This window comes from Yersinia aldovae ATCC 35236 (genome assembly GCF_000173735.1).
GTDB classification, from domain to species: domain Bacteria; phylum Pseudomonadota; class Gammaproteobacteria; order Enterobacterales; family Enterobacteriaceae; genus Yersinia; species Yersinia aldovae.
This window is the reverse complement of sequence record NZ_ACCB01000026.1, coordinates 1-11,746: the sequence shown is the minus strand read 5'-3', so window position 1 is coordinate 11,746 and position 11,746 is coordinate 1. Positions and strand designations below refer to the sequence as shown.

The window sequence follows — 11,746 nt, the reverse complement described above, 5'->3', positions numbered from 1 at the left end:
ATGGCTTTATAGGTGTGTTATTTAATGAAAAGAAGAGAATTTACTATCGTTGTTTGTGTGCTGTTTTTTTTCATTGCAGTTGTGGCAATATCATTACTTTTCAGGGCATATAGCAGTGAAGTATGGTTACAAGGGGAAGTTGATGCGCCAGAAGTGATTATCTCTTCAAAGGCGAAAGGGCGAGTTATAGATCGCTTTGTCGAAAGAGGTGATGATGTAGTTGAAGGCCAGAGGCTAATTTCTTTGGATAGCCCAGAATTAGTCGCGCAACTGAAAAAATATGAGGCATTAAGAGATCAGGCTAAATCAAATTTAGCCATGTCACAAAATGGTACACGAGAAGAAAAAATTCGTTATGCAAAAGCTCAATTACTAGAAGCAACACAGAACTTTAAAAATTCTGAGCAAACATATCAAAGACTCAACAAACTCCTACAGAGAAATTATGTTTCTAAGGATGAATTAGATGAATCATTCCGTAGTCAAGAGTCTGATCGGCAGAAGTTAAAATCGGCTCAGTCGCTTTTAGATGAGGCATCGAATGGTGACCGGATTGAACAGCGCCAAGCTTTTGAAGCGATATTACGCGCGTCAGAGCAAGAGTTGAATGAAGCCTCTATTATAGTGAATGATTTACTCGTCACATCCCCCATCAATGGTGAAGTGGGTACTATGCCCGCAGAGAAAGGCGATTTATTAAATGCACTTTCCCCTCTTTTAGTTTTAATTAACCTTGATCAATCCTATTTTGTTTTTGATATCCGTGAGGATATACTTTCGGGTCTTCATAAGGGTGATAATGTTACACTGCGTGTCCCTGCATTAAATGATAAGTTAGTCCCTGCTACAATAAAATATATAGCCCCACTTGGTGATTTTTCAACGAAAAGAGCAACACGCGCAACCGGTGATTTTGATCTGAAAACTTTTGAGATCAGATTATATCCATTAGAGCCAATAGAAGGGCTACGCCCTGGAATGAGCGTATTATGGTCATGGAAGTTATAAAATATAATATTGGAGTCTGTTTTCAGTTAGTTATTAAAGAACTAAAAAACTCCTTTAAAAAGCCGATATACCATTGGCTATGCTGGATATTTCCATTACTTTTATTTGCATTGCTCAATGCAAGTTTCTCTAAAGGAACACTGTTGGATATACCGGTTGCCGCTGTAGATAATGACCATAGTCATTTATCTAAAAAGATTATGCGACAACTTAATGCTGCTTCTCATGCACAAATAATTTCATATGGTGATGACCTGGAAAATGCAAAACGTGCTCTTGAACATGGGGATGTTTACGCCATACTTTATATTCCACTTAAATTCGAGAAAAATGTACTTTCAGGTAATAGTCCAAATGTTGTTTTCTTATACAACGCGCTATTCTATGCTTCAGGTAGTTACTCATCTCAGGATTTCTCAGGATTAGTTGCTGAACTTAATAACACTTATCGGCCAATACTAAACGCACATAATGAACAGCCGGCAATAAAGTTATCTAAACTTCATCTGGTCTATAGCAGTCTTTTTAATCCTAGTGGTAGTTTCGTATACTATCAACAATTTGCAGCCACGATACATCTTATACAATTATTTGTTGTTACAACAACTATTTATATTCTTGGTCACACAGGGAAAACTAATTCGCTGGTTGGTTTCAATACTATGATACTGTGTAAAATAATCCCCTACACAGTTATTTTTACTCTATTATTAGTTTTGGAACTAGCGATTCTTATTACACTTTCTGATGCGAAAATTAACGGAAACCCTCTCTATATATTGTGCGTAGGGTTCTGTTATATTCTTGCAGCTCAGAGCCTAGGACTAATACTTTACACTTTCACGCCCTCGACTAACATGGCATTTACACTGATTGGCTTGCTGGTCAGTATTGCATTGAGTTTCTCTGGCCTGGCTATGCCGGAATTTTCTCTTAGTACTCTAGGAAAATTGGTCTCAGAGCTAGAACCCTTAACTCACGCACTTAAAACAATGTTCGATATTTTTTTACGTCATGTATCCGCAACGACCATTATGAAATCATGCGGGATATTACTTATTTATCCCATTGTGACTTTTATTCTTATTCGCCGTCGGCTCTATCTTAGAATAAAACTTAATCTCAAGGTGTAATAATGATTGAATATTGGAAGGCGTTCTGTCATGTATTGATTCATTTGATAAAGAAACCGTTATGGTTACTGGTATTGATTTCGCTTTCTATGATGAGTTTAGTCTATGGAAATCATGTATGGAAATTACCTGTTGCACTGGTGGATTTAGATCATTCAAATATGAGTCGCTCACTAGCCCGAAAGCTCAATTCAATGTCAAGACTTGAGATAATTCACTATTCAGTTGAAATGGATACTCGAAAAGATCTTGCAAACAAAAAAATATTTGCTGTCATTATTATTCCAAAGGATACGGAAAAAAATATTCTGAAAGGTGAAGATATATCTATTCAGGCATCCGGTGATGCGACTAATCGATTACCGAATGGGCTAATACAGAAGGATATATTATCAGTATATGAGGATACTATTTTTGAATACAATAAATCCTTGGCAATGAAGAGTAATTGGAGCAGTAAAGATTTTTATTCATTTTTCCAACCAATTAATCCAACGCTTATTGATCTCTATAATGCAGGCATTAGTTTTTCTGCCATTATTTTCCCAGGACTGGTTTCGATGATCCTTCAGCAATCTCTTCTTGTTGCCTGCGTAACGATTACTTTAGGATTAAAAAGGGAGGATGGGGACTTAATGTTATTTCGGGAGTTTTTGGGCGGTGTTAGTGCTACATTTCCAATCTGGATTATTTTATCTTTCGTCGTATATATTATTCTACCGAATGTTCTCGGTTACCGACAAACTGCGAGTATAATGGATATTTTAGTCATAACTATTCCATTTATTTTTTCTGTAATAGGATTAAGTCGTATTATAACTGAGTGTTTATTGCATTCTGGATTAATATATCTAACATTACCTTTTATAACTCTTCCTGTGTTTTTTATCTCTGGTACTATTTGGCCCCTTCAGGCAATGCCAGTCACTGTGCGTTTCATCGCATATTTACTTCCATCAACATGGGCAACCAAAGCGATGGTGGGTATTAATCAAATGTCTCTGCCACTTAATGATGTAGCAAAGGAAATTCTATTTCTGTTTATTCTTGGTAGTATATATCTCACTATTGGCGAGGTTATATATCGGAAAAGAAATCGATTGCGCTTACGGTTCATGCCGAGGCGTGTTTAAAGGTAATGATGATAGAATTACATTTATATTTATTAATATGATGTTTTATATGATTATCAAATCACTATTTAAGGATTGTTTTATGAAAAAATATATATTTCCATTACTGTTCATGGTCTATGCTAATTACTCATTCTCTGCTGTAGAGATCAGTAAAGTTCAAATTCATAGTTTACATAAAATGGGGCATATATCAGTACATGGTGACACTACGATTCTTTCACCTGAAGCAGCAAAAAGTGTACTTAATAAGAAGGCAGATAAGCTTGGTGCGAAATATTATTATATCGTTGCAATGGGAACTGCCGGTGACTCCAGTGTGTATAATGCCGATGCGATAATTTATAATTAACATCTCCCCGGTTATTAAGATCTCATTCCGTAAACCATATATAGTGGTTTACGGAAGTCTGTATTGATATATATAGTTGCTAATTATATCCATTGGGAGGTGTTGTCGATGGAGTTAGTGTTATACGCAATCCTATACACATATATGCTTAGATTCCACTAAACATTATGGGATCTCTTTAGACGCCAAATGCCTATTCGTCATTGTTTTAACAGGGTTTTATGGGCTTAGTGAGATGTGCTAATGGTGTCCCCGACTGGAATCGAACTTTTATCTTAATTATGTGTTTTTAGTGCTTATTTTTACTTTTAAGTTAATTGTTTATACATATCGCTATACGTTTATTTTCGGGCTTATAGCGATATGACTGATAATCAGTTTTCACATGACTAATTCTAATCGATAGAAACTTCACGAATTTCTTGATTTTTACTTACTGTCCTTCCCTGTCCTTTATTAGTATTCATTGCCCTTCAAAATCAGTCCCAAAAAATCACTCATACAAGATAAACTCATTGCCTGCTTTTTATACTAAAATCACTTGTTTTATTCCCGCAAAAAACTAGTAATCTAAGGGCGTCCGATAGACTCTTAAGCAAACCAATGGAGTATTCAGTAAATTGTTGTTAATTTTACAAAATGTTACATTTATTTTTTCAATAAATTTCAGCTTAATTAACTGAAATTTATATTAACTCATATTAACTCGATACAAATAAATACTAACTGATACTAAGTAATACCAACTCAATGATGAAAAACATTGGATGTTTTTATTAAAAAGTAAAAACACAAGAAATAGTTTTGTTGGGAGTACCAAGTCATGAACTTTACAGAAAGCATATTGCATGTAAGTCTATAGGTATCCGAGGGGATTTAGCTGTATCGCTCTCAGATTATAGTTATTTACGTTTCTTTACGAATGAGGCTGCTCACCCATATTCACCTATATTCATCAATATTCGCTCTTAGCAGTACAAAAAATGACCATAAACTAATGTGTGATTTGGCATGGTTCTCTAACCCTATATTTACATCGGTTAGAGGAAATGTAAGTCTAATAGCGTCTTCACACATTTATACAAATCTATTAAAGGATAACTTTATGGAGCGGGATTCTATTGCCATAAATAATATGGCAAAAAGGTTAATACGATTACCCGATGTAATGTCTATTACCGGGTTAAAGCGTTCTACTATTTATTTCAAAATGAAAGAAGGGAACTTCCCTAACAATATCCCTATCGGAGAACGATCCGTTGCATGGGTAGAGGGGGAAGTAATTAATTGGATTGATGGAAATATTTCAAAGAGAGAAATGAGATGCTAAAAGAATTGTCACTAACTAAATACGATGAAGATATTAATACTATTGCTACATATCAGCCAATACCATTTACCCCTGAGCAGGGTGATGCTGGCTATGCAATCCGGGTAATCGAAATATATCGATTAAAGAAAATGGCTCCCTTATTGGAACAGTTCGAATTATTAACAGGTTATGCAACCTCTCGTTCAAACTGTACACCTTGTGAAATAAATACACTAATTGAACGTGGGCAACAAATTTGTAAGCAAGAAGAAATAAAAGTGAAAGCTGTAGAGCATGAAATCTCACAGCTCAATATTGAGCTAAATAATGCTCAGCGGGGAGTCAGTAGCCTGTCCAGTTATAATGGTAATATTCGAGAGTTAATGTCTAATCTTAATGACCGTGTGGAGAATGCACAGCTAAGGTTAGAAAATACTAAAGCCTCAGTCTCAGCACGTAAAGGATTGTTAGGGCTTCTGCGAGGACAGGTTGAGCAGATGCTGAGTGAGGGAAGTAAAGGTTTTAAAGGTAAAGTCATGGAGCTATTACCAATGGATTCTCTGCCATCACAAACCTATCAGGGGGATAGATTTAGCAGCGGGCTAACATCCCATCAGTATGTTTGGAAAGAGCTAAATAAATTAGAATGTGCGTTTAAAAGTATATTAGAAAAATGCACTGTACCTAAAGATAAATACTTACTAAGTAATGGAGGAGAAGAAATTGCTATGTTAAGTAAACAGTATTATCAAATCGAGTCTGAAAGTATGAGAAGTAAAATGTCTCTGGATGATTTTGTTGGGCTGATGAAAAAGAAATCTAGTTGGCTCACTGATAAAAAACGAGCAATAAAAAACTCACTTTAATAATAAATAAACTTAAATTATATAATATAAGGTAACACTAATGGCCAGAGTCAATCCTCCTGCTATGGCAGGACAGTTTCATGCCAATTTTATTGGCAGTATTAGTCAAGCATTCGATAATGAAAAGAGTTTTTCAATATCTGAACCGGCTGAAAATCAGTTACGTATGTCTATGCTGGAATCAGGCTGGATGATGAATAATATTACGTTACTGGATGTGGAGGAGTTGCAAGGGCAATGTATTGAAATAGGTGAATCCACTTTATATACCGGGCGCTCTATTAATGGGCGTTTTAATCGCGAATTAAAAGTTGCAGGCACTGATTATTCGTTGGCTGATACGGATTCTTGTGCTTCGCTATCTTATGAGCGAATGGGCACGATTGCCAATATTGGTGGTATTGAGCACTTTACTCAGACTGTTTCTGATTTCTTCGGTATGGCAATTTCATTGGATATGTTGCGGGTGGGCCTTAATGGTCAGCGAATTGCTTATCCAACAGATCCTATAGCTAATCCAAAAGGGGAGGACGTTAATATTGGTTGGCACACCATAGCCAAAGACTTTAATAACGGATCTCAGATTATAACTGATGAATTAATCCTTGGTGAAGGGGGCGAATTTCCACATTTAGATGCCCTGGCTAACCATTTAATTACGGAAAAAATCCCCGAAGCCTACCGGGAAGATCCCCGCTTAGTGGTCATGGTGGGGGCAGAACTGGCGGCAGCGGAAAGGCTACGTTTATTTAATGCCGCAGACCGCCCGGCAGATACAGCAGCGGCACAAATGCTAATGGGTTCAGTTGCTGGTCGTTTTGCCTTTGTCCCGCCATTTATGCCCGGTAAACGCTTGGTGGTAACTACATTGAGCAATCTGCATATTTATACACAGAAAGGAAGCCGCCGTTTTCGGGCTGAATTTGTTGAAGACCGTAGCGCCTACGAACATAGCTACCTGCGCAATGAGGGTTATGCCTTGGGTAATGGTTTCTTGTATGCCGCCGCAGATGAAACCGCTATTACTCTGGTTAAGAAGTGAGGTAGCAAATGACGGATTCGCAATTAACTACCGGTTGGATATGTATCGCCACCGAGGGAACTACCATTGATGGCCGCAAAATTGAATCCCAGTGGCTGCTTGATATGGCCGAAACCTACGACGTACGCACTTACACGGCATTGATTTGGGAAGAACACAAACGTGACCGGGATAATTTAGGCGAGGTGCTGGCGCTACGCAGTGATAAGCAAAGTGGTATTGTTCATTTGTATGCCCGTATCCGGCCCACGGCCAAATTGATGAGTTATAACGAACTGGGGCAAAAGCTGTTTTGCTCCATCGAAGTGGAAGAAGATTTTCAGGACAAAGGTCATTTTTATTTAAGTGGTTTGGCGGTTACTGATAGCCCTGCCAGCATTGGCACTGACCGGTTACGTTTTAGTGCTAACCGTTCATATTTTTCTAAGCGTGGTGTTAAAGCAAAAATAAGTAAGCCGAGGGAATTTAGTTTATCAGACGCCACTATTATGGCTGGTAAAGGCTGGGTTTCCGCAATAGCGCTAAGTTAATTCTTATATTACAGATAAGAAATACCCGGCTGCTGGGCCGGGTATGGTTCTCTACTATCGGAAAATAACAATGATAAATAATTCAATTAATGCTGATTTGACTATCTCATTCACCGTTATTTCCGTCAATAAAATAGGTTCGGATATATACGGTTATATTACTGACAAAAGTATTTATGCTTTAGGTTCTATGCCACGGCGTTTTAATTCCTGCCGGGCTAGCTCTTTAAACCAATTACCAAGGCTTACGCCATCTTTAGCCGCTTCCGCATTAAGTTGTTCACGCAGTTCTGGCGCGATACGAATTTGGAATGTTGGCGATAGACCGTCACCTTTCGGGCTTTTATCTCGTTTTATAGTTGACACGTACGTACATAACCTCATAAGCTGTCTTTCGTTAGGTACGTACGTTAACACGGCGTACCGACAAAATACAGCGGCCCGTCAAGGTGCTACCAACACCAAGCCGGGCCTGACCATCATGTTAGAGGAACTAACGCAATGGCTACGTCAAAGTGTACCTACATCTTTGCGGCGATCAACCGCACCCAACAGAAAATTAGCCCTGTCATGCTGCATATCACCGCAGAGAATGAGAAGACGGCCCGCCGCCGTTATGCCGCAGATTACATACTGCTTTTTGCCGGGCGTTTGCCTGTGCAGGAGGCATAACATGACGACTAAATATAATTTAGCGCAGGGAAGTGTAGATAAGGTTCTACGGGCCATGCTGGTTTCAGAATTAATGAGAGAGTTGTTGTACTCAAAAAATGAAACCCCACAGCCTCATGTTAATTCAGTCAATATAGCGGCTGTCTTTGATTGTATTTATGAAGATTTAGATTCTGTATTGGATAACGAATTTGACAGGGGAAAGAATGAGCGCCGTTAATTTATTCCCGTCACTGTTATTTCTTTTCATATTTACGATGGAGACGCCGCGATGAGCAATCAATTTGTCTCTGAAACGCTGCAAGCGGCCCGTGGGCGTTGGCTGCATATTTTGCCAGCGCTGGGTATTACCGTGCCGGAGAATGGTAAACACGGTGCTTGCCCGAAGTGTGGCGGTAGTGATCGTTTCCGCTTTGATGATCAAGAGGGCCGTGGCACATGGATTTGTAGCCAGTGCAGTCATGGTGATGGGTTGGATCTCATTCGTTTGGTATCTGGCAACGGGGCATTTCAGGCGGCAACTGAGGTGGCCAAGGCGCTAGCCTTACCGAATGCACCGCAGGAAGCGATTAAGCCTGCCAGAAATGAAATTCCCGAAGAGCGCAAAAAGGCGATGGTGGCCAAGGCTTACCACGCTTTGCTGGCCCGTTGCAGCAGTGGAGAAAGCAGTTATCTGGCTGATAAGGGGCTGTCTGGTCATAGCCAATCTATTACGCAGGATGTTCATAAAACGGGAGGGATGGACTTCCCGGCAGGCTCTTTGTTGTTACCGCTAACTGATATCGACGGCAGGTTAACCGGTGGCCAGCTTATCAGCCCGTTAGGTGACAAGCGGTTATTGCCCAATACGGTGCTTAAAGGGGCGTTTATTGCGGTTCACCCATTAGAGGCAGGGGATAACCCGGAGCTGGTAGTTATCACTGAGGGTTATGCCACAGCTTTAACGCTGGATATGTTAACTGATGGGCTGGTTGTGGCGGCAGTCGCGGCTAACAACCTGCCGAACGTGGCGCAACACCTGCGCCATAAATGGCCCGATGCGCGGTTGATTATCGCCGGGGATAACGATTTTGATGATGGTAAAGAGAACACCGGTAAGCAGTGGGCCGAGAAAGCCGCCAAAGCGGTAGATGGTTGGGTATCACTACCCCCAACCCGCCATAAAGCGGATTGGGATGATTACCGCCGTGATAACGGGTTGGAACGGGCCAAAAAAGCCTTTCGGGAAGAAATGATCCTGTTTGGTAAAGGCAAAACCAAACTGCCGCAGGGGTTCCGCTTAACGCAGGAATATCTCTGGTATGACAAGCTGGTGAATAAGTCTGATGGTGATACCGAGATCCGCAATATCAAACTGTGCAGCCCGGTAAGAGTCACGGCGATTACCTGCGATTCTGACGGCGGCAACTATGGTCGTTTGCTGGAGTGGGAAGACACCAACGGTATTAGTCGTAAGTGGGCCATGCCGATGGAGATGCTCAGTAGCAGCGGGGAAGAGCTGCGGCGCATTCTGTTGAGCAATGGCCTGTCTTATATCAGTACCACCGGGCAGGCGCGGGCGCATTTGATGGAATACCTTTCCCTGTGCAAGCCAGAGCGCAAGGTAACTTGTGTTAATAAAACCGGCTGGCATGGTTCGGTTTATGTGCTGCAAGACGAAGTGATCGGCGTTGGGGCCGAATCGGTAATCTTACAAACCGCCAGCGTACAGGGCCGGGATTTCAGAACTGCTGGAACACTGGACGAATGGCGCGATCAGATTTCCCGTTATTGCGTCGGTAATGGCCGGGTGGCGTTTTCTGTCAGTCTCTCTTTTGCCTCACCACTGTTAAAACTGGTCGGTGTGGGTGGCGGTGGTTATCACCTGAAAGGGGAATCAACGGACGGTAAAACTACCACTATGAAAGTAGCGGCTTCAGTCTGTGGTGGCACTGACTTCTGGCATACGTGGCGCTCAACCGGTAACGCGTTGGAAGGCACTGCCAGCCGCCGTAATGATGCCACCTTGATGTTAGACGAAATACGGGAAGTGGATGGCAGAGAGGCCGGGAATATCGCCTATATGCTGGCGAATGGCCAAGGGAAAGCGCGGGCGCGTACTGACGGCAGTTTGCGCGAGGCTAATCGCTGGTGTCTGTTGTTTCTGTCTACTGGTGAATTGTCGTTAGTCGAACATGCGGCCAATGCCGGGGAGCGTACTTATGCCGGGGTGGAAGTACGGATGGTACAGATCCCCAGTGATTCTGGTAAGCATGGTGTATTTGAAGAGTTGCACGGCTTTGCCGGAGGTAAAGCCCTGTCGGAGCACTTAGAACAGGCGGTTGCTTCCTGCTATGGCGAGCCGTTCCGTGCTTGGCTGAGGCTGTTAACCGCAGACCTGACCGGCATGACCAGCAAGGCCAAGATACTGCTAAAAGAATATACCCGGCTGCTTACCCCGGAGAACGCCGGTAATCAGGTGGGCTGTGCAGTTACCCGTTTTGCACTGGTGGCAATGGCCGGAGAGTTGGCCACACAAGTGGGGATCACCGGCTGGCCAGAGGGTGAGGCGTTTCGGGCAGCACAAACCTGCCTTAATGCGTGGATGGGGGATCGTGGTCACACCGCCAATCAGGAAGACGCTGCCGCACTGGAGCAGGTGAAAGAGTTCATTACCCGTAATCAGTTCAGCCGCTTTGCTGACTGGCATGACGAGCGCAGCCGCCCGGCTAACATGGTGGGCTTCCGGCGAGTGGATAAAGGCAATAACAAAGAAGATGCGGTGACGACGTTCTTTATTTTGGCCACCGGCTGGAAAGAAATCTGCAAGGGCTTTGATGCCAAGAAAGTGGCTCAACTCTGCGTCAAGGCCGGTTATCTCGATGTGCCAGAGGATGCCCGGACACAGAAAAACATTCGCCTGCCAGAAATGGGGCTGAAACGGGTCTATCAGTTCAATAGCACGGTTTTAGGTTAATACACTTACGCGAGTCTTATTGAGAACTGGTAACACTGGTAACAGAGGTAACAACCATAAGCCGCAAGGGGCAGGGCTGTTACCAGTAGTAGAGGGCTATTGGTAACACTGGTAACAGAAATCAGCCTGTTACCACCGGTTACCAGTTGATATTGCTCAGTGGTAACTCAGTTTATCTATATAAATCAAAGGTGTTACCAGCGTTACCACTGATACCAGTCACAGGCGTAAGAGACAATATAAAAACGAGTCAGTTCGAGGCTTATTTTCTGGCTGGCGGTTCTGGCTTTAAACAGAGGGCCATATCAATATGCGAGTTTTTAAAGTTATTTGTCCAGATTGTGGTACACCCGCTCATATTCGTAAAACTAACCGCAAGCATAGCCATATAGCGGATCTCTATTGTGCTTGTACTAATGTTGAATGTGGCCATACCTTTGTGATGAATGCGACCTTTTCCCATACCCTTAGCCCCAGTGCGTTAACGCATAGCCGGTTAATTAAGGACTTGGTAGACCATATATCACCGCAGGAACGGCAAGAGGCTATCCGGCTATTGCAAGTGGCCCATAAAGATGAGGAACAACAGCAGGCAATCAGTGACGCAAAACCGCAAATTACGCGCAGGATGAGCAAGGATTACGTGGCCAACCGTTAGCCCGGAGTTACCACTCTGGCGCTCGATTTTCTTCCCGGCCCTGTACTGTGTTTTTCAGTTAGCCCAAAATGACCTTGCCCCGCT

The 11,746-nt window shown here is 42.2% G+C and carries 13 protein-coding genes; 12 read left to right on the top strand and 1 reads right to left on the bottom strand.

Annotation, left to right across the window (positions count from 1 at the left end):
- Positions 1-24: 24 nt before the first annotated feature.
- The 8 genes from YALDO0001_RS12750 to YALDO0001_RS12715 all read left to right on the top strand — a co-directional run bounded on the left by YALDO0001_RS12750 (position 25) and on the right by YALDO0001_RS12715 (position 7,376).
- Positions 25-1,008 (top strand): HlyD family secretion protein, encoded by a 984-nt coding sequence (locus tag YALDO0001_RS12750; RefSeq protein ID WP_004703809.1) that lies wholly within the window; start codon positions 25-27, stop codon positions 1,006-1,008.
- Entirely contained in the window at positions 990-2,141 is a 1,152-nt protein-coding gene (locus YALDO0001_RS12745; RefSeq protein WP_049595968.1) for an ABC transporter permease, read from the top strand. The genes YALDO0001_RS12750 and YALDO0001_RS12745 overlap by 19 nt, the downstream gene beginning before the upstream one ends.
- Positions 2,142-2,143: 2 nt before the next feature.
- Entirely contained in the window at positions 2,144-3,274 is a 1,131-nt protein-coding gene (locus YALDO0001_RS12740) for an ABC transporter permease (protein WP_004703807.1), read from the top strand.
- A gap of 82 nt (positions 3,275-3,356) precedes the next feature.
- Positions 3,357-3,626, top strand: coding sequence for a YdgH/BhsA/McbA family protein (locus YALDO0001_RS12735; protein WP_042840019.1), 270 nt, complete (start codon positions 3,357-3,359; stop codon positions 3,624-3,626).
- 1,105 nt (positions 3,627-4,731) lie between these two features.
- On the top strand, positions 4,732-4,956 hold the full coding sequence (locus tag YALDO0001_RS12730; RefSeq protein WP_005172029.1) for an AlpA family transcriptional regulator: 225 nt from the start codon (positions 4,732-4,734) through the stop codon (positions 4,954-4,956).
- Positions 4,950-5,804: a hypothetical protein gene (locus YALDO0001_RS12725; protein WP_004703805.1), complete on the top strand. Its 855-nt coding sequence runs from the start codon at positions 4,950-4,952 to the stop codon at positions 5,802-5,804. The genes YALDO0001_RS12730 and YALDO0001_RS12725 overlap by 7 nt, the downstream gene beginning before the upstream one ends.
- Positions 5,805-5,844: 40 nt before the next feature.
- On the top strand, positions 5,845-6,846 hold the full coding sequence (locus YALDO0001_RS12720; protein WP_049595969.1) for a P2 family phage major capsid protein: 1,002 nt from the start codon (positions 5,845-5,847) through the stop codon (positions 6,844-6,846).
- Between the two features lie 8 nt (positions 6,847-6,854).
- Positions 6,855-7,376, top strand: coding sequence for a GPO family capsid scaffolding protein (locus YALDO0001_RS12715; protein WP_004703802.1), 522 nt, complete (start codon positions 6,855-6,857; stop codon positions 7,374-7,376).
- A gap of 174 nt (positions 7,377-7,550) precedes the next feature.
- Here YALDO0001_RS12715 and YALDO0001_RS12710 read toward each other — a convergent pair whose 3' ends face one another.
- A complete protein-coding gene (locus YALDO0001_RS12710) occupies positions 7,551-7,742 on the bottom strand; it encodes a toxin-antitoxin system HicB family antitoxin (RefSeq protein WP_004703800.1) in 192 nt (63 codons plus the stop codon).
- A 135-nt stretch (positions 7,743-7,877) separates the two neighbouring features.
- Between YALDO0001_RS12710 and YALDO0001_RS12705 the strand changes: the two genes are divergently transcribed.
- From YALDO0001_RS12705 to YALDO0001_RS12690, 4 genes are all read left to right on the top strand, one after another.
- Positions 7,878-8,048: a host cell division inhibitor Icd-like protein gene (locus YALDO0001_RS12705; RefSeq protein ID WP_004703797.1), complete on the top strand. Its 171-nt coding sequence runs from the start codon at positions 7,878-7,880 to the stop codon at positions 8,046-8,048.
- Position 8,049: 1 nt separating this feature from the next.
- Positions 8,050-8,268 (top strand): hypothetical protein, encoded by a 219-nt coding sequence (locus tag YALDO0001_RS12700; RefSeq protein ID WP_004703795.1) that lies wholly within the window; start codon positions 8,050-8,052, stop codon positions 8,266-8,268.
- A gap of 51 nt (positions 8,269-8,319) precedes the next feature.
- Positions 8,320-11,004 carry a DUF927 domain-containing protein gene (locus YALDO0001_RS12695; protein WP_004703793.1) on the top strand — a complete coding sequence of 895 codons (2,685 nt, stop codon included), beginning with the start codon at positions 8,320-8,322 and terminating at the stop codon, positions 11,002-11,004.
- A 310-nt stretch (positions 11,005-11,314) separates the two neighbouring features.
- Positions 11,315-11,662 (top strand): Ogr/Delta-like zinc finger protein, encoded by a 348-nt coding sequence (locus YALDO0001_RS12690; RefSeq protein WP_042840002.1) that lies wholly within the window; start codon positions 11,315-11,317, stop codon positions 11,660-11,662.
- Positions 11,663-11,746 lie beyond the last annotated feature (84 nt).